The sequence below is a fragment of the Streptomyces sp. NPDC046465 genome (genome assembly GCF_040646035.1).
In the GTDB taxonomy this organism is placed as follows: Bacteria; Actinomycetota; Actinomycetes; order Streptomycetales; family Streptomycetaceae; genus Streptomyces.
Genome location: NZ_JBEYZK010000001.1, coordinates 102,308 through 119,764 on the forward strand (window position 1 = coordinate 102,308; position 17,457 = coordinate 119,764).

General features: G+C 71.3%; 14 protein-coding genes. 7 read left to right on the forward strand and 7 right to left on the reverse strand.

The features are described 5' to 3' along the window. Window positions 1-233: 233 nt before the first annotated feature. The 4 genes from ABZ953_RS00470 to ABZ953_RS00485 all read left to right on the forward strand — a co-directional run bounded on the left by ABZ953_RS00470 (window position 234) and on the right by ABZ953_RS00485 (window position 4,864). The gene (locus tag ABZ953_RS00470) at window positions 234-1,088 is read left to right on the forward strand and encodes an ABC transporter permease subunit (RefSeq protein ID WP_361714310.1); all 855 of its coding nucleotides are present in this window, start codon (window positions 234-236) and stop codon (window positions 1,086-1,088) included. A gap of 29 nt (window positions 1,089-1,117) precedes the next feature. Next, window positions 1,118-1,981, forward strand: a complete 864-nt coding sequence (locus tag ABZ953_RS00475) for a carbohydrate ABC transporter permease (RefSeq protein ID WP_361715571.1) — start codon at window positions 1,118-1,120, stop codon at window positions 1,979-1,981. A 49-nt stretch (window positions 1,982-2,030) separates the two neighbouring features. Then, entirely contained in the window at window positions 2,031-3,683 is a 1,653-nt protein-coding gene (locus tag ABZ953_RS00480) for an extracellular solute-binding protein (RefSeq protein ID WP_361714313.1), read from the forward strand. Window positions 3,684-3,808: 125 nt separating this feature from the next. Beyond that, window positions 3,809-4,864, forward strand: coding sequence for a LacI family DNA-binding transcriptional regulator (locus ABZ953_RS00485; RefSeq protein ID WP_361714316.1), 1,056 nt, complete (start codon window positions 3,809-3,811; stop codon window positions 4,862-4,864). Window positions 4,865-4,892: 28 nt separating this feature from the next. Here the strand turns inward: ABZ953_RS00485 and ABZ953_RS00490 are convergent, their stop codons facing one another. From ABZ953_RS00490 to ABZ953_RS00500, 3 genes are read right to left on the reverse strand one after another with little or no spacing between them, the layout of a single operon-like run. Then, window positions 4,893-5,753, reverse strand: coding sequence for an alpha/beta hydrolase (locus tag ABZ953_RS00490; protein ID WP_361714319.1), 861 nt, complete (start codon window positions 5,751-5,753; stop codon window positions 4,893-4,895). Next, window positions 5,750-6,478, reverse strand: a complete 729-nt coding sequence (locus ABZ953_RS00495) for a DUF998 domain-containing protein (protein ID WP_361714322.1) — start codon at window positions 6,476-6,478, stop codon at window positions 5,750-5,752. The genes ABZ953_RS00490 and ABZ953_RS00495 overlap by 4 nt, the downstream gene beginning before the upstream one ends. A 43-nt stretch (window positions 6,479-6,521) precedes the next feature. Further along, window positions 6,522-8,006 (reverse strand): APC family permease, encoded by a 1,485-nt coding sequence (locus tag ABZ953_RS00500; protein ID WP_361714325.1) that lies wholly within the window; start codon window positions 8,004-8,006, stop codon window positions 6,522-6,524. Between the two features lie 71 nt (window positions 8,007-8,077). Between ABZ953_RS00500 and ABZ953_RS00505 the strand changes: the two genes are divergently transcribed. From ABZ953_RS00505 to ABZ953_RS00515, 3 genes are all read left to right on the forward strand, one after another. Continuing rightward, entirely contained in the window at window positions 8,078-8,599 is a 522-nt protein-coding gene (locus ABZ953_RS00505; RefSeq protein WP_361714328.1) for a hypothetical protein, read from the forward strand. 109 nt (window positions 8,600-8,708) lie between these two features. Continuing rightward, on the forward strand, window positions 8,709-10,355 hold the full coding sequence (locus ABZ953_RS00510) for a multicopper oxidase family protein (RefSeq protein ID WP_361714331.1): 1,647 nt from the start codon (window positions 8,709-8,711) through the stop codon (window positions 10,353-10,355). 80 nt (window positions 10,356-10,435) lie between these two features. Continuing rightward, entirely contained in the window at window positions 10,436-12,196 is a 1,761-nt protein-coding gene (locus ABZ953_RS00515) for an NAD+ synthase (protein ID WP_361714334.1), read from the forward strand. A 114-nt stretch (window positions 12,197-12,310) separates the two neighbouring features. Here ABZ953_RS00515 and ABZ953_RS00520 read toward each other — a convergent pair whose 3' ends face one another. The 4 genes from ABZ953_RS00520 to ABZ953_RS00535 form a co-directional block, all read right to left on the reverse strand. After that, a complete protein-coding gene (locus ABZ953_RS00520) occupies window positions 12,311-13,525 on the reverse strand; it encodes an MFS transporter (RefSeq protein ID WP_361714337.1) in 1,215 nt (404 codons plus the stop codon). 189 nt (window positions 13,526-13,714) lie between these two features. Beyond that, on the reverse strand, window positions 13,715-14,743 hold the full coding sequence (locus tag ABZ953_RS00525; protein ID WP_361714340.1) for an endonuclease/exonuclease/phosphatase family protein: 1,029 nt from the start codon (window positions 14,741-14,743) through the stop codon (window positions 13,715-13,717). Between the two features lie 283 nt (window positions 14,744-15,026). After that, window positions 15,027-15,623 carry a TetR/AcrR family transcriptional regulator gene (locus ABZ953_RS00530; RefSeq protein ID WP_361715574.1) on the reverse strand — a complete coding sequence of 199 codons (597 nt, stop codon included), beginning with the start codon at window positions 15,621-15,623 and terminating at the stop codon, window positions 15,027-15,029. A gap of 116 nt (window positions 15,624-15,739) precedes the next feature. Continuing rightward, complete coding sequence (locus tag ABZ953_RS00535) at window positions 15,740-17,338, reverse strand: MFS transporter (RefSeq protein ID WP_361714343.1); 1,599 nt, start codon at window positions 17,336-17,338, stop codon at window positions 15,740-15,742. Window positions 17,339-17,457 lie beyond the last annotated feature (119 nt).

The following is a 17,457-nucleotide window of genomic DNA, read 5'->3' on the forward strand; positions in this document are numbered from 1 at the left end:
GTGGTCAAGAGACAGCGAGGCGAGGGGGGTTGACCGGGCGCAGTAACCGCTTTAGATTCCGGGCACCTTATTCCGACGACGGAGGGGTTGCCGTGCCGACGGTGACGAAGGACCGGGCGAAAACCGAGGCGGTGAAGCCGCCCGGCAGGCGCGAGAGTGGGTCAAGTGGTGAGAAAACGGGCCGTGGTGAGCTGTGGAAACGGTTTCAGCGCACGCGTGTCCTGGTGCTGCTCATGGTGCCGGGGCTCGTGTACTTCCTGGTCTTCCACTACGGCGCCTTCGTCGCCAACGCGGTGGCCTTCAAGGAGTACGTCCCCTTCGACGGCCTGTGGGCCAGCCCGTGGGTCGGCACCGAGAACTTCTCGCGGATGTTCGGCGACCCGGACTTCTGGCACGCGACGTGGAACACCCTCTTCATCGCCGTGCTGCAGCTGGTCTTCTTCTTCCCCGCGCCGCTCGCCATCGCGCTGCTCCTGCACAGCCTGACCTCGGACCTGCTGCGCCGCTTCACGCAGTCCGTGATCTATCTGCCGCACTTCCTGTCGTGGGTCGTCGTGGTCGCGCTCTTCCAGCAGGTGCTCAGCGACACGGGGTTGCTGAACACCTTCCTGAGCGACTCCGGGCTGCACACCGTCGACATCATCGGCAATCCGGACGCGTACAAGCCGCTCGTCGTCATCGAGGTGATCTGGAAGGACGCAGGCTGGGGGACGATCATCTTCCTCGCCGCCCTGATGCAGGTCGACGAGCAGCTGTACGAGGCCTCGGCGATCGACGGGGCCGGGCCCTGGCGCCGCTTCTGGCACGTCACGCTGCCCAGCATCCGGCCCATCGTCATCCTGCTGCTGATCATGCGGCTCGGCGACATCCTCTCCGTCGGCTTCGAACAGATGCTGCTGCAGCGGCAGTCGGTCGGCCCGGAGGTCGGCGAGGTGCTCGACACCTTCGTCTTCTGGCAGGGCATCGTCGGCGGCGACACCGGATACGCGGCGGCCGCCGGTCTGTTCAAGGGCGTCGTCGGCGCCGCGCTCGTCTTCACCGCCAACCGGATCGCCCACCGGCTCGGCGAACAGGGGGTCTACAAGTGAGTACCGGTCACGTCACCAGGCCCGCCTGGATGGAGAAGCCCCGGTTCGCGACCAAGGCCGCCAAGGCCGTGGCGGTCCTCGTCATCCTCGGGCTCGTGCTGATTCCCTTCCTCGTCATCGTCTCGACGTCGCTCGCCTCCAACCGGGAGGTCGTGGACAACGGCGGCTGGGTGCTCTGGCCGAGCGATCCGACCCTGCGCGCCTACCGGACCATCCTCGACGGCGGCATCGTCACCAAGGCGCTCGGCATCAGCGTCGGCCTCACCGTCGTGGGCACGCTCTTCTCGCTCGCGTGCACCACCTTCCTCGCGTACGCCCTGGCCCGCCCCGGCGTCTTCGGCGGCAAGCCGGTGCTGCTGCTCATCCTGTTCACCTTCCTCTTCCCGCCCGGCATGATCCCCGCGTTTCTGCTGGTCAAGGGGATGGGGATGATGGACACGTATGCCGCTCTCATCGCGCCCGTCCTCATCAACGTCTTCAATCTGATCGTGCTGCGCGGCTTCTTCCAGGGGATACCCGAGGAGCTGTACGAGGCCGCCAGGCTCGACGGGGCCGGTGACTGGCACATCCTGTGGCGGATCGTTCTCCCGCTGTCCAAGGCGGCGCTCGCCGTGGTCTCGCTCTTCTACGCGGTGAGCTACTGGAACGCCTGGTTCCATGCCTCGGTCTACATGGAGTCCGGCCACTGGCCGCTCTCCCAGGTCCTGCGTACGTACGTCATCGGCGGCTCCCAGATCGCCGACACCGGACTGAGCGAGGCCGGTCTGGTCTCCGCCCCGCAGACGACGCAGATGGCCGTCCTGGTGATCGCCACCGTGCCGATCCTGCTCGTCTACCCCTTCCTGCAGAAGTACTTCACCAAGGGCGTGCTCACCGGCGCCATCAAGAGCTGAGCTGCCACCCGATCCGTCGTCAACCCGTCGTTCAGAAGGGCTCATTCACGTGTCCGGTTCCTCGATGTCGCGGCGCACGCTGCTCCGCTCCATAGCCGTCGGCGGCGCCGCCCTGGCCGCCCCGTCCGTCCTGACCGCCTGCTCGACCGACTCCAGCGGCGGCGGCAACGTCTCCAACGCGGGCAAGAAGGTGACGCCCTGGCCGACGTACACCCCGGCGAAGGGCCCCACCCCGGACCTCGCGCCGACCACCGAGGGCGTGCAGCCCGGGTACACGAAGTACCCGGAGAAGCTGGTGCGGGCGACGGCCGAGAAGCCGGGCACCGGCAAGCAGAAGATCAAGGTCATGACCATCACCTACGGCACCCCGCCGAAGCCGGTCGGCGACAACAAGTACTGGCAGGCCGTCAACGAAGCGCTGGGCGTCGAGGTCGAGTTCACCGTCGTGCCGGACGCGGACTTCCGCGCGAAGATGTCGACGCTGATGTCGGGCGACGACCTGCCCGACATGATCAACTTTGGCGGCGGGTACGTCCTGCCGCGCGAAGCGCAGTTCGTGCAGGCACGGTGCGCCGACCTGAGCGAGCACCTGTCGGGCGACGCGGTCAAGGACTACCCGAACCTCGCCAACATCCCCACGTACGCCTACGAGGGCATGGGCCGCATCTCCGGGCGCCTCTACGGCCTGCCGATCGAACGCGCCAAGGTGCAGGGCGCGATGTTCATCAACCGCGAGGCGTTCGACAAGGCCGGGTACAAGCCGGGCATGTCCGCGCCCGACTTCCGGTCGATGGCCCAGGACGCCTCGCAGGGCAGGAAGTCCGCGCTCGGCGGGTCCTCGGTGGGCTTCTTCGGCTACCTCTACCACGCGATGTGGCACGGCGCGCCCAACCAGTGGCAGATCAAGGGCGGCAAGGCCACCGACATGTTCGGGACCGACGCGTTCAAGGCCGCCCTGGAATATATGGCCACGCTGCGCAAGGACGGCTCGTACAACTCCGACGCCACCTCGATCTCCCAGGTGGACCTGAAGACGCAGTTCTACAACGGCACCGTCCGCTCCATGACGGACGGCTGGGGCGCCGTCATCTCCAACGCCCAGGGCATCAAGGACGAGTTCACCCTGGACGTCGCCGAGCCCTACGCGGTGGATGGTGCGACACCCGTCTACCAGCAGAACCGCGGCTGTTTCGGCTACACCGTCATCAAGAAGGCGTCCAAGGACCGCGTCGAGCTGATGCTGCGCGTACTGAACTGGCTCGCCTCGCCGTTCGGCTCGAAGGAGTACGAGCTGATGCACTACGGAGTCGAGGGCACCCACTTCACGTACAACAAGGACGGCGACCCGGTCGCCACCGAGGTCGGCCTGGTCGACTCCAAGACCAACCTGCCCTTCCCCTACCTCATGGACGCGCCGCAGCCGCTGTACTTCCCCGGCTTCCCCGACCTCACGAAGCGGCTGCACGCGTGGGAGAAGAAGGTCGTCCCGCTCCTCGTGCCCGACGACCACTGGGGCCTGATGTCACAGACGTACAACCGGCAGGGCGCCACGATGCAGCAGATCATCGAGGACGGCGTGACGGCGATCGTCTCCGGCCGCAAGAAGCTCTCCGACTGGGACGGCATCCACCAGAAGTGGCAGGCGCAGGGCGGCAAGCGGGCCGCCGAGGAGTTCCTGAAGGAGTACGAGGCCGCGCACTGACGCGGGGCGCGGGCGCGCGATGATGGTCCGGGGACGGAGTGCCGTGGGGGCAACTCCGCCCCGGGTACGGCGGGTTGGCTGCCGGGCGATCAAGGGCCGGCCGACGGCCGGGTGAGGGAGACACAGTGGGTGAGCGGGTCACCATCCGCGAGGTGGCCGCGCGCGCGGGCGTCTCGGTAGCGACCGTCTCGCGGGTCCTCGCGGGCAACTACCCGACGTCCACGGCGTCGCGCGCCAAGGTGCTGCGGGCGGTCAAGGACCTGGACTACGTCGCCAACGCGCACGCGCGCGCGTTGGCCGGCGCGGGCCGCAAGACGATCGCGGTCCTCATGTACGACGTGGTGGGGGCCTTCTACGCGCAGGTCGCCCAGGGCGTAGAGGTGGAGGCCGCCCAGCGCGGCCGCCTCACCCTCGTCGCGTCCACGGGCAGCGATCCGGCCCGCGAGCTGGCGCTGGTGCAGATGATGCGCGAGCAGGCCGCGGAGGCCGTCATGCTGGTGGGCGGCGCCGTCCAGGACGACGAGTACCGGCAGCGGATGGCGCGGTACGCGGAGGCGCTCGCGGCGGCGGGCTCCCGGCTCGTGCTGTGCGGGCGCCCCGCGCCGACGCCCGACATGCCCGCGCTGGTCGTCGAGTACGACAACGAAGCGGGCGCGCACGCCGTCACCAGCCACCTCCTGGGCGCAGGACACCGCCGGATCGCCCTGCTCGGCTACGAGCCCGGCAACACCACCGGCGAGGACCGTCTCGCCGGTTACCTCCGGGCGCTCGACGACCACGGGGTGCCCCGCGGCGAAGCCATCCTGCACGGGACCGGCTTCGGACAGAACCACGGCTACCGGGCGATGCGCGAACTGCTCGACGAGGCGGCAGGGAAGCCCCGCTTCACCGCGGTCTTCGCGGGCGACGACCGGGCCGCGGCGGCGGCGATCATCGCCCTGCGGGAGTACGGCCTGCGGGTCCCGGAGGACATGTCGGTGGTCGGCTACAACGACGACCCGGTGGCCGGGGACATCACCCCCGGCCTGACGACCGTCCACATCCCCGCCGAGGAGATGGGCCGCACGGCGGTCCGCCGCGCCCTCTCCGGCGGGCCTCTCACCGGCCAGGAGCGCCATGTCCTGGGCACGCACATCGTGATCCGGGAGAGCGTGCGGCCGGTCCGGGGCGCGCAGGGGTGAGCCGGGGGCGGCTGTGCGGTGCGGGGCTTCAGGAGGCGGCCCGTGCCCCCGCGAGGACCGCCGCCGCCACGTCCGCGGGGCGGTCCCGCATCACCAGGTGACCCGACGGCCACGTCACGCGGTACGTGCCGCCCAGGGCGGCGGCAAGGCCCCGCTGCCGGTCGAGCCAGCGCCGCGAACCCCCGGCGTACGCGGCGAGCACCGTCACGGGCACCTCCTCGCGCAGGGGCAGGGCCCGCCGCAGCCCGGCGAGTTCACGCGCCGCGTCGCCGTACGTCGCGTACTCCATGAGCGCGCCCCGCCACATCCGGCTGCTCCCGTAGAGCCACGCCCAGGGGGTCGGCGCCGTCAGCCTCCGCAGCGCGGGCCCCACCGCCCGCGGCAGCCCCACCGCGCGGAGCAGCACCCCGCACGCGCGCGTGCCCGCCACCCGCGCACCTCGCGGCAGCGGCACGAGCCCGCGAGACCGCTCCTCCACACTGGAGTCGACCAGGACGAGCCCCGCCGTACGTTCCGGATACAGCCGCGCGAACGCCTCCGCGTGGAAACCGGCGAGCGAGTGGCCGACCACCGTCGCCCGCTCACCGCCGCGTCCCGCGCCGCCGCGCCCCGCACCCTCGCGCCCCGCCCCGTCGAGCACCGCGTCAAGGACCCGCAGAATCCGTTCCGCCTCGCCCCGCAGAGTGGGCGCCACGCGCGTGTGCCCACTGAGTCCGGTGCCCGGCCGGTCGAAGCGGACCACCGTCCGGTGCGGGGCGAGGAGCGGCACCACCGGGTCCCAGTCGAACCAGCCGAGCCCGAGACCGGCGCTCAGCACGCACACGGGCCCGCTGCCGGTCACCGCGACGTGGTGCGGCACTCCCCCGACCCGTACCCGTACGAAGGTCATCCCCGCCCGGTCCCCGACGAGCGATTCCGGGCGGGCGGCTCCGCGGCCGTCATCAGCGACCGTGCGAGGACCACGAGCCAGACCGCGATGAACAACACCTGAAGCCGCTGGCCGATGCCGAGGCCCCAGGTGCCCCGCCCGGCTTCGAACGCGGCGATGGAGGCCAGCGTCCAGCAGGTGGCGGCCAGTTCGAGGGCGACGACGGCGGGGCCGGTGCGCGCGAGTACCGGCCAGCTGGCGGCGTGGCGGCGCGCGACGGCCGTGAGCAGCACCATGCCGGTCAGCGCCGCGGTGGCGGCCAGACCGCTGCTGACCACGTGCGCGGAGTGCGTCCAGGGGACGTCGCCCGCCCGCTCCCGCGCGATGCACCCGGCGTCGGCGGTCGCCACGCAGCTCAGCGGCAGCCGCGAGTCGGCCGCGGTGGCCGCCCCGAACAGCGCGATCCCGGCCCAGCCCGCCGCGGCCCACCGCCCCCGGCCCGGCAGCCACCGCAGCGCGCCCGCCGCGCCCGCGAGGACGAGGAGCCCGGCAAGCAGATCGGCGGCGCGGAAGAACGTCCCGTACGGCTGGTCCTCGGCGGCGAGCGCGCTGACGTACACCGTGCGGGGTGAGAGCCCGGTCGGCAGGAAGATCTCGCTCACCCAGGTGGTGTACGCGAGGGCACCGGCCAGCAGAAGGACCGTCAGGACGCGGGCGAGGGCGGGCCGCGGTCGCTGCGGGGCCATGGGGGCGGTTGCCGTCGTCGGGGGCGGTGCCGGGCGGGAGAGGCTATTCGGGCACATGGGCAGACCGATGCTCGGGATGGATCCAGCCGGGTTTGCGGTACTTGAGGAAGGCCGCGGGCGCCAGGACACCGAGCACGAGGAGACCGCCGCCGACGATCAGCAGATAGCGCCACAGCGGGCCCTTGCCGAACTGGTCGGGCGGCACGAAGCCGATGGCGAGGGCGGCGAGCGAGGCGACGAACCCGACGGACGCGACGAGCGTCACCGCGGGCACCACGAAGCCCCGCGGTACCTCGGGCCGCACCGTCCGCAGCCGCACGACGGCCACGAACATCAGCAGGTACGCGATGAGGTAGATCTGCACGGTGATGACGGAAAACATCCAGTACGCACTGGAGACGTCGGAGCTGAAGGCGTAGAGAACGCCGATCAGGGTGGTGACGACGCCCTGCGCGACCATGATGTTCCGGGGCACGCCCGCCTTGTTGAACTTCTGCAGGAAGGGCGGCAGATAGCCCTCCTGCCGGGACAGCGTCACCAGCCCCTTGGCGGGCCCCGCGAGCCAGGTGAGCATGCCGCCGAGCGCGGCCATGACGAGCATGACGCCCACGACCTTCGTCAGCCAGCCGACGTGGAAGTGGTCGAAGAACGCCTGGAAGGCCTGCATCAGACCGGCGGTGAGGCTGAGTTCCTCCGACGGCATGACCCAGCTGATGGCCAGCGCCGGAAGGATGAAGATCAGCAGGACGAGGCCGGTGGCGAGGAAGATCGAGCGCGGGTACTCGGCGCGGGGGTGGCGCAGCGACGACACGTGGACGCCGTTCATCTCCATGCCCGCGTAGGAGAGGAAGTTGTTGACGATGAGGACCAGGCTGGCGAGGCCGGTCCACGGGGGCAGCCAGTGGCCGGGGTCCATGGGCGCGGCGGACGCGTTGCCCTGCCCCAGGAAGACGATGCCGAGGACGACGAGGACGACACCGGGGATGAGGGTGCCGATGATCAGCCCCAGGGAGGAGAGACCGGCGACCGTTTTGGTCCCCCGGCAGGTGACCCAGACGCCCGTCCAGTAGATGACGACGATGACGATCGCTACGTAGGGGCCGTTCTCGGCGAGGCTCGGGTGGATGACGTACGCGAACGTCGAGGCCACGTAGGCGAGCAGGCTCGGGTAGTACGCGATGGTCATGGCGAACTGGCACCACACGGCGACGAACCCGAGCGGCTTGCCCAGCGCCTCGCTCACCCACCGGTAGATGCCGCCGGACCACCCGGAGGCGAGCTCGGCGCCGACGAGGGCGGTGGGCAGCAGGAAGACCACGGCGGGCAGGAGGTAGAGGAAGACGGCTGCCAGTCCGTAGATGGCCATCGACGGCGAGGGGCGCAGGCTGGCCACGGACGCGGTGGTCATGAGGGCGAGCGTCACCCAGGAGATGAACTGGCGCGGGATGGCGGGGTCCGGCTCCGGAAGCTGCCCTTCGAGCCCTTCGAGCCCTTCGCCGGTATGTACCGGTACGTCCTTACTCGTCATGCGCTCATGATCGTCGCAGTGCGAGGGGCCCGCACGTCGGTCCGATACCCGGTGGGGGTAGGGTTTCCCGCATGGCGAGGACGCGGAGCCGTACAGGACGCCGTACGGGACGCCGTACGGGACACGGGCAGTTGCTGCTGCTCGCCGCGCTGCTCCTCGGGATCGTGACCATGCATACGCTGGGGCATCCGTCGGGCGGCCACGAGAGCGGTTACGAGGGCGGCCACGGCGGTGGCTCCGCCGCGTCGGCGCCGATGCGGCACGACATGGGCGCGGCGCCCGCCGCCCCGCACGACGCGGGGCCCGGTGCGGTCCTCGGCCCGGCCACCGACTCCGGCACCACCGTCACGGAGACGGCCGCGTCCGCCCCCGAGCCGCACGGCGCCATGAGCATGGATCCGCTGTCCGTGTGCCTGGCGGTCCTCGGCGCCTTCACCCTCCTCGTACTCCTCGTGCTGGTGCGGGCCGGGCTGCTGCGGCCGGGCGGCACCCTCGCCCACCTGCCCCCTCCCGGCCGCCTCCGGCACGCCCCGCGGCCCGAACCGCCCCCGCTCCGGATACTTCTCGCCCGCCTGTCGGTGCTGCGCATCTAGGCCCGCGCACCGGCTGCTTCGCGCTGCCCGCGCAACCCGCGCCAACCCGCACCGGAAGCAGCAGACGCGCCCTCTGCACGCACACCATCGGACGAGGTGTCACTCAGTCATGCGTAAAGAAACTCCGCACTCCCCTTCGCGCCGCGCGGTGCTCGGCGCGGCGGCGGCCGTCGCCGGGACGGGAATCCTGACGGCGTGCTCCGGCTCGGAGCCGAGCGACGGTCACAGCGGCCACAGCGGTCACAGCGGCCACAGCCGGGGCGGCGCGGCCGGTCCCGAAGGCTATGTGGATCCGGCGGGCCAGGAGGTCGCGGCGGCCGAGAAGAAGCGCGCCCGGGGCGGCCGGGTCCGCGAGGTCAGGCTGACGGCCGCGGAGACGCGGCTCGACCTCGGCGGCCCCACGGTCAGGACCTGGGCGTACGGGGACCGCCTCCCCGGCAAGGAGGTCCGGGTCACCGCGGGCGACACGCTCGCCCTCACCCTCGCCAACCACCTCCCGCGGGCCACGTCCCTGCACTGGCACGGCATCGCCCTGCGCAACGACATGGACGGCGTCCCCGGGCTCACCCAGAAGGCCATCGCCCCCGGAGGGGACTTCACCTACCGCTTCGCGGTGCCGGACCCGGGCACGTACTGGTTCCACCCGCACTCCGGCACCCAGCAGGACCGCGGCCTGTACGCCCCCTTGATCGTCGACGACCCGAAGGAGCCCCTGCGGTACGACAAGGAGTGGGTGATCGTCCTCGACGACTGGGTCGACGGAGTGGACGGCTCGACACCGGACGGCGTGCTCGCGGAGCTCAGCAAGGGGATGGCCGACCACGACATGGGCGGGGGCCACGACATGTCGAACATGTCCCACGCGGCGGCACGAAAGGCCCCGTCGCCGACACCTTCGGGGCCTTCGGGGCCGCCGTCCGGGCCGTCCCGGATGATGATGGGCGCCGAGAGCGACCTGCTCGGCGGCGACGCGGGCGACGTCGCCTACCCCCACCACCTCATCAACGGCCGTACGGCGACGGCGCCTTCGCAGTTCCGCGCCCGCCCCGGCGACCGCATCCGCCTGCGCATCATCAACGCGGGCGGCGACACGGCCTACCGCGTCGCGCTGGGCGGCCACGAGATGACGGTGACGCACACGGACGGCTCTCCCGTGCGGCACGCGAAGACCGACGCGCTGCTCCTCGGCATGGGCGAGCGGTACGACGTACTGGTCACCGCCAAGGACGGCGTCTTCCCGCTGACCGCGCTGGCCGAGGGCAAGAAGGCGGCGGCCCTGGCGCTGCTTCGCACGGGCGGCGGCACCGCGCCGTCCGCCTCGGCCCGTCCCGAGGAGCTGACGGGCCGCCTCCTCACCGCGGACCGCCTCAGGGCGCACGAGTCCGTAGCCCTGCCCGCCCGCAGGCCCGACCGCACGATCAAGCTCCGGCTGACCGGCGGCATGGCCGCGTACGACTGGGCGTTCGACAAGAAGCCCTACTCCCCCGGACAGCGCCACCCCGTCCGCGCGGGCGAGCGGGTCCGCCTCACCTTCGCCAACGCGACCACGATGTGGCACCCGGTCCACCTCCACGGCCACAGCTTCACCCTGGCGAACGTGGCGGACGGCCCCCGCAAGGACACCGCGATCATCCTGCCGAACGGCACCCTGTCGGTGGACTTCGAGGCGGACAACCCGGGCCTGTGGATGATCCACTGTCACAACGTCTACCACGCGGAGGCGGGCATGATGACGGTGCTCGGCTACCGCGGCTAAGGCCTTCGGGGCGCCCCGCGTGGGGCGCCCCACACCGTCCCGCAGGGCATCGCGTCGCTCTGACGATTACACTGGGCCGCGTGCCTCAACTACGCCTCGCTCTGAATCAGATCGACTCGACCGTCGGCGATCTCGCCGGGAACGCCGAGGCGATCGTCCACTGGACCCGGCACTCCGCCGAGCAGGGGGCGCATCTCGTCGCGTTCCCCGAGATGGTGCTGACCGGCTATCCCGTCGAGGACCTCGCCCTGCGTTCGTCCTTCGTCCACGCCTCGCGGGAGGCGCTGCGCGCGCTCGCCGTGCGGCTGCGGGACGAGGGGTTCGGGGAGCTGCCGGTCGTCGTCGGCTATCTCGACCGCACCGAGGAGGCCAAGCCGAAGTTCGGCCAGCCCGCGGGCGCCCCGCGCAACGCGGGCGCGGTCCTGCACCGCGGCGAGGCCGTCCTGACCTACTCCAAGCACCACCTCCCCAACTACGGCGTCTTCGACGAGTTCCGCTACTTCGTGCCGGGCGAGACCCTGCCGGTCGTGCGCGTGCACGGCGTCGACGTCGCGCTCGCCATCTGCGAGGACCTCTGGCAGGACGGCGGCCGCGTACCGGCGACCCGCAGCGCGGGGGCGGGGCTGCTGCTCTCCATCAACGCCTCGCCGTACGAGCAGAACAAGGACGACGAGCGCCTGGAGCTCGTGCGCAAGCGCGCGCAGGAGGCCGGGTGCACCACCGCCTACCTCGCGATGATCGGCGGGCAGGACGAGCTGGTCTTCGACGGCGACTCGATCGTCGTCGACAAGGACGGTGAGGTCATCGCGCGCGCCCCGCAGTTCTCCGAGGGCTGCGTCGTGCTCGACCTGGAGCTGCCTGCCGCCGCGCCCGCGGCGCCGTCCGGCGTCGTGGACGACGGGCTGCGCATCGAGCACGTCACGCTGTCGGAGGAGCCCCTCGCCGCGTACGAGGGCGAGCTCACCGGCGGGTACGCCGAGCGGCTCGACGACGACGAGGAGGTGTACTCGGCGCTCGTCGTGGGGCTGCGCGCGTATGCCGCGAAGAACGGTTTCGGCAGCGTCCTGATCGGCCTCTCCGGCGGCATCGACTCGGCGATCACCGCCGCCATCGCCTGCGACGCGCTCGGCGCGCAGAACGTGTACGGCGTCGCCATGCCGTCCCGCTACTCGTCCGACCACTCCATCGGCGACGCGGAGGAGCTGGCCCGCCGCACCGGCCTCAACTTCCGCACCGTGCCGATCGCGCCGATGTTCGACGCGTACATGGGGTCGCTCGGGCTCACCGGGGTCGCCGAGGAGAACCTCCAGTCGCGGCTGCGCGGCACGACGCTGATGGCGCTCTCCAACCAGGAGGGGCACATCGTGCTCGCGCCGGGCAACAAGTCCGAGCTGGCGGTCGGCTATTCGACGCTCTACGGCGACTCCGTCGGCGCGTACGGCCCCATCAAGGACGTCTACAAGACGGCGATCTTCCGGCTCGCGGAGTGGCGCAACCGCGCGGCGCGGGAGCGGGGGCAGACGCCGCCGATCCCGGAGAACTCCATCAGCAAGCCGCCGAGCGCCGAGCTCCGCCCCGACCAGGTCGACACGGACTCGCTGCCCGACTACCCGGTCCTCGACGGGATCCTGGAGCTCTACGTCGACCGCGACCAGGGCGCCGACACGATCGTGGCCGCCGGGTACGACCGGGAGCTCGTCACCAAGACGCTGCGCATGGTCGACACCGCCGAATACAAGCGGCGGCAGTACCCGCCGGGGACGAAGATCTCCGCGAAGGGCTTCGGCAAGGACCGCCGCCTGCCCATCACCAACCGCTGGCGCGAGACCGCCTCCAGTTGAGGGGTGGCGGTGTACTGAGCCGCCGCGTCGCGGCGGAATTCTTCCCACCCACCACCCACCCGTTTGCCCCGCACCGGACTGGACCGCAGGGGCACGGGTGGGTGGGAGCCCGTGTCAGTGGTGGGCCGGTCGGCGCTGCTCGGTCGACGTCGCCACCACCCGCTCCGCACCCGGCACGGGACCGCGCCGCAGATCCACCGCGTACGCCAGGCCCGCCACCGCGAGGCCGAGCACCGCGAGGACCGCGCCGGTCACCGCCGGGGAGGTCACACCGAAGCCCGCCGCGAGGGCGAGGCCGCCGATCCAGGCGCCACCCGCGTTGGCGAGGTTGAACGCGCCCTGGTTCGCGGACGAGGCGAGCGAGGGGGCGGCGGCCGCCTTCTCCATGACCATGAGCTGCAGCGGCGAGCCCGTCGTGAACGCCGCCATGCCGAGCAGGAAGACGGCGATCGGCGCGCTCCACGCGGCGGTCATGAGCAGCGGGAAGAAGGCCAGGACCACGGCGAGCGCGATGAGCCCGCCGAAGAGCGTGCCGCGCAGGGAGTGGTCGGCGAGGCGCCCGCCGAGCAGGTTGCCCGCCGTCGCGCCCACGCCGAACAGCGCCAGGAGCAGCGTGACGCTGGACTCGGCGTAGCCCGCCGCGTCCGTGAGCATCGGCGTGATGTAGCTGTACGCCGAGAAGAGCGCCCCGAAGCCCGCGACGGTCGTGCCGAGCGCCAGCCAGACCGGGACGCTGCGCAGCGCCCGCAGCTCGCCGCGCAGGCCGACCGCGTTCTCGTGGCCGTGATCGGCGGGGACGAGCAGGGCGAGCGCCGCGATGGCCGCGAGCCCGATGGCGCTCACCGCGAGGAAGGTGGCGCGCCAGCCGAGCTGCTGCCCCATGGCCGTGGCCACCGGCACGCCGACGATGTTGGCGACGGTCAGGCCGAGGAACATCAGGGAGACCGAGCGGGCCTTGCGCTCGGGGGCGACGAGCCCGGTGGCGACGACCGCGCCGACGCCGAAGAAGGCGCCGTGCGGCAGACCGCTGAGAAAACGCGCGGCCATCAGCAGGTGGTAGTCGGGGGCGGCGGCCGACAGGGCGTTGCCGACCACGAAGAGCACCATCAGGCCGATCAGGACGCGGCGGCGCGGCAGCTTCGCGGTCACGGCGGCGAGCAGCGGGGCGCCGATGACGACGCCGAGCGCGTACGCGGAGACCAGGTGTCCGGCGACGGGGATGGAGATGTCCAGGTCGTCGGCGACGTTGGGCAGCAGGCCCATCATCACGAACTCGGTCGTGCCGATGCCGAAGGCGCCCACGGCGAGGGCGAGCAGGGCCAGGGGCATGAAGAAGTACCTCTTACGGAAGCAGGGGGAGCCCGGGGGGCGGAGGGGGGACGGGGGGAGGGCAGCGCGGGGCAAACCCGTAAGTTCATGTACGGAACAAAGCCGCGCCCGCCGAGTATTCCGCCTGCTCCGAGTATTCCGCTTGCTCCGAGTATTCCGTGCGGCCGGAAAGACCGAGCGACGCGGACGTTACGAGGAGAGGTCGACCCGCGCCGCGATCGGCAGGTGGTCGCTGCTCGTCTTCGGCAGTGTCCAGGAGGAGACCGGCTCGACGCCCTTGACCATGATCTGGTCGATGCGCGCCATCGGGAACGACGCGGGCCAGCTGAAGCCGAAGCCGTCGCCCGCCGCGCCCTGCGTGGACCGCAGCTGCGCGGTGACGCCGTTCAGGGCGCGGTCGTTCATGGTGCCGTTGAGGTCGCCGAGGAGGACGATCTTGCCGGTCTTCTCGTCGGAGATGGCCTCGCCGAGCGCGTCGGCACTGTTGTCCCGCTGGTTGGCGGTGAAGCCCGCGTCGAGCTTCACGCGCACCGAGGGCAGATGCGCGACGTAGAAGGCGACGTCGCCCTTGGGGGTGTGCACCGTGGTGCGCATCGCACGGACCCAGCCCAGCTTGATGTCGACGGGCTTGGTGTCGGCCAGCGGGTACTTGCTCCACAGGCCCACGGTGCCCTTCACCGAGTGGTACTTGTACGTACCGGCCAGGGCCTTCTCGTACGTGGGGACGGCGTTCGCGGTGAGCTCCTCCAGGGCGATCACGTCGGCGCCGGAGGCCGCGACGTCCTGGGCGGTGCCGGTCGGGTCGGGGTTGTCCGCGTTCACGTTGTGCGTGGCCACCGTCAGGTCGCCGCCGGTGGCCGACTTGCCGGTGATCAGGCCGCCGAAGGAGTCGATCCAGATGACCAGGGGCAGCAGCAGGGCGATCAGCGCGGTGGCGGACTTGCGGACCACCGCGACGACGAGCAGCACCGGGATGAGGAAGCCGAGCCAGGGCAGGAAGGTCTCGGTCAGGCTGCCGAGGTTGCCCACGTTGTTCGGGATCTGCGCGTGGAAGAGCATCACCAGGGCGAGGAGGACCGCGACACCCGTAACGACCAGTCCGCGCCGCCAGATGCCCGGGTCGCCCCGCCAGCCGTCGAGCAGGCGGCGGAGCCGGGATCCCGGACGTTCGGGGCCCGAGCCGCCGCTGCCCGTCTCCGTCATGTACGCCTGCGCCATGCTCTCGTCGCCTCACTGCCTGCCGTGCACACCGTCTGTTCCCGCCCCCTGAAACCCTAGGCGATGATCGGGTGTCGTCCCTGCCGTCTCGCGACGGCCGTACAGGCTCCAGGACGAACGGCGCGGCGCGGCAGGTTCCTGATCGGCCACGGAGAGCGCACTCTGTGACGAAATGCGCATATGCGCGGCGGCGGTCTCCGGCGCGTCACTTCGGGGCGTCCCTTCGGGGCGTCACTTCGAGGCGTCACTTCGAGGCGTCACTTCGAGGCGTCACTTCGAGGCGTCACTTCGGGGCGCGAAGTCCGCTCAGGACCGTGTCGACGATCCGCTCCGCGAGATTCTCGTCGAGCGGGGCGCCGGGCCGCAGGATCGTGCGCAGCAGCATGGGCCCCACGAAGAGGTCGTTGGCCGTCTCCACGTCGACGTCCGCGCGCAGGTCCCCATCGGCGACGCCCTGCCGCAGCACGTCGAGTATCCGGCGGCGGCGGGGCGCGACGACCATCTCCTGGTAGGCCTCGGCCAGCTTGGGCAGGGCCTTCATCTGCGCGAAGACGTTGTGCAGCAGGGCCGAGGAGCGCATGGTCAGGCCGCGGCGGCGCAGGCTCTCCAGGATGCAGATGAGGTCGTCGCGCGTCGAGGTGCCGGGCAGTTCGGGGTCCGGCTCCTCGAAGACGCGCAGGACGTCGACGAAGAGGGCCTCCCTGCCGTCCCAGCGCCGGTAGATGGTGGCCTTGCCGACGCCGGCCGTGCGGGCGATCCGCTCGATGGAGAGCTCGGTGAGCGGGACGCCGTCCTCCATGAGCTGGAGGACGCCCTCGATGATCGCCTGCTCCACGGCCTCGCTCCGGGGCCGCCCCCGGCCGGCCCGGGCGGCGGGCACCCCCTCGGCGGTGCCGACCTTGCCCGCGACCCGCACGGCTTTGTGGACCACGTCGTCTCTCCCTCGCTCACGTCGGCTGCGGGGCCGACCACGTCGGCTGCGAGGCCGATTCTGCCTCAGCGTCCGGCGGCTCCCACCGGCTCGGTCGTCTCCTGCTGCGGCCCCTCGTCCCGGGGCGCGCGGCCCGGCAGGAAGAGGAAGACGATCACTGAGCCGAGCACGGCGACGCCCGCGCCGCACAGCGCCGTGACGTGCATGGCGTGCAGGAACGAGTCGTTGGCCGCCGTCACCAGGGGCTCACCCCTGGGGCCGAGCTTCGCGGCGACGCCGAGGGTCGCCTCGATGGACTCGCCCGCGGTGTGCCGCGCGCCCTCGGGCAGCATGTGCAGCTTGTCCTCGACGCCGCCCCGGTACGCCGTGGAGAGCACGGAGCCGAGTACGGCGATGCCGAGGGCGCCGCCGACCTGCCGGAAGGTGTTGCTGAGCGCGGACGCGGAGCCGGCCTTCTCGCGCGGCAGGGCCTGCATGATCACGACACTGGTCGGCGTCATGATGTGCGCCATGCCGGTGCCCATCAGGAAGAAGACGACCTCGAGGAGCCAGATCGGCGTATCGGACTCGAAGAGCGTGAAGGCCGTCAGGGTCGCCGCCACCAGGAGCAGCCCGCCGGTGCACACGGCCCGGACGCCGAACCGGTCGACGACGAGGCGGGCGCGCGGCGCGAAGATGAGCTGCGCCACGGCCAGCGGCAGCATCAGCAGGCCGGTCTGCAGCGGCGAGTAGCCCCGCACGCTCTGGGTGTAGAAGACCGAGAAGAAGGTCACGCCCATGAGCGCGAAGAACACGAGCGCGATGGCGCAGATCGCCGCCGAGAAGACGCGGTTCTTGAAGTAGGCGATGTCGATGGAGGGGTGGTCGCTGCGCTTCTCGTAGAGCACGAAGGCGGCGAGTACGACGACTCCCGCGACGACGGTCCCGACGACGGCCGGGTCGGTGAAGTCGGCGAGCTGGCCGCCCTTGATGATGCCGTAGACGAGCAGGACAAGGCCGACGACGGAGAGCGCGACACCGAAGAGGTCGATGCGGCCGGGCTCGGGGTCGCGGGAGTCGGGCACGAGCCAGACCATCAGGGCCAGGGCGATGAGCACGATCGGCACGTTGACCAGGAAGACCGAGCCCCACCAGAAGTGGTCGAGCAGCACGCCACCGGTGATGGGTCCGATGGCGATGGCGAGGCCGACGCCGCCCGCCCAGATGCCGATGGCCTTGGGCTGTTCGTCGCGCTCGAAGACGTTCATCAGGACGGCGAGGGTGGCCGGCATCACGAAGGCGGCGCCGAGGCCCATGACCGCGCGGAACGCGATGAGCTGGACGGGCGAGCCGGACATCGCGGCGAGCGCGGAGCCGATGCCGAAGACGACGAGGCCGCCGAGCAGGACCTTCTTGCGGCCGAGCCGGTCACCGAGCAGGCCCGCGGTGAAGAGCAGGCCCGCGAAGACGAGCGTGTAGGCGTTGATCGCCCACTCCAGCTCGCTCTGGGTGGCGCCGAGACCGGTCGGTGCGGGGGTGGAGATCGTCTTGATGGCGACGTTCAGGATCGAGTTGTCGAGCACCACGATCAGAAGGCTGAGCATCAGCACCCCGAGGATCACCCAGCGGCGCCGGTGGACGGCTTCCGGGATCCGGGTCGGGGTGGGCATGGCGGGGGAAGACATGCCCCTCACCCTAGACCCATTTCGATACGAGACCGTCTCGTATTGAAAAGGCCTTGGGGGGTGGCTGGCCAAATCTTTGCCGAAGGGCTCGTCAAGCGTGGCTCGTCGAGCGCCGCACT

What these genes read in the sequence shown, in the direction of transcription:
- ABZ953_RS00470 (WP_361714310.1), top strand. Translation starts at nt 234, where the DNA reads ATGGTGCCGGGGCTCGTGTACTTCCTGGTCTTCCACTACGGCGCCTTC.
- ABZ953_RS00475 (WP_361715571.1), top strand. Translation starts at nt 1,118, where the DNA reads ATGGAGAAGCCCCGGTTCGCGACCAAGGCCGCCAAGGCCGTGGCGGTC.
- ABZ953_RS00490 (WP_361714319.1), bottom strand. Translation starts at nt 5,753, where the DNA reads ATGACCTTCGTACGGGTACGGGTCGGGGGAGTGCCGCACCACGTCGCG.
- ABZ953_RS00495 (WP_361714322.1), bottom strand. Translation starts at nt 6,478, where the DNA reads ATGGCCCCGCAGCGACCGCGGCCCGCCCTCGCCCGCGTCCTGACGGTC.
- ABZ953_RS00500 (WP_361714325.1), bottom strand. Translation starts at nt 8,006, where the DNA reads ATGACGAGTAAGGACGTACCGGTACATACCGGCGAAGGGCTCGAAGGG.
- ABZ953_RS00505 (WP_361714328.1), top strand. Translation starts at nt 8,078, where the DNA reads ATGGCGAGGACGCGGAGCCGTACAGGACGCCGTACGGGACGCCGTACG.
- ABZ953_RS00510 (WP_361714331.1), top strand. Translation starts at nt 8,709, where the DNA reads ATGCGTAAAGAAACTCCGCACTCCCCTTCGCGCCGCGCGGTGCTCGGC.
- ABZ953_RS00520 (WP_361714337.1), bottom strand. Translation starts at nt 13,525, where the DNA reads ATGCCCCTGGCCCTGCTCGCCCTCGCCGTGGGCGCCTTCGGCATCGGC.
- ABZ953_RS00525 (WP_361714340.1), bottom strand. Translation starts at nt 14,743, where the DNA reads ATGGCGCAGGCGTACATGACGGAGACGGGCAGCGGCGGCTCGGGCCCC.
- ABZ953_RS00535 (WP_361714343.1), bottom strand. Translation starts at nt 17,338, where the DNA reads ATGTCTTCCCCCGCCATGCCCACCCCGACCCGGATCCCGGAAGCCGTC.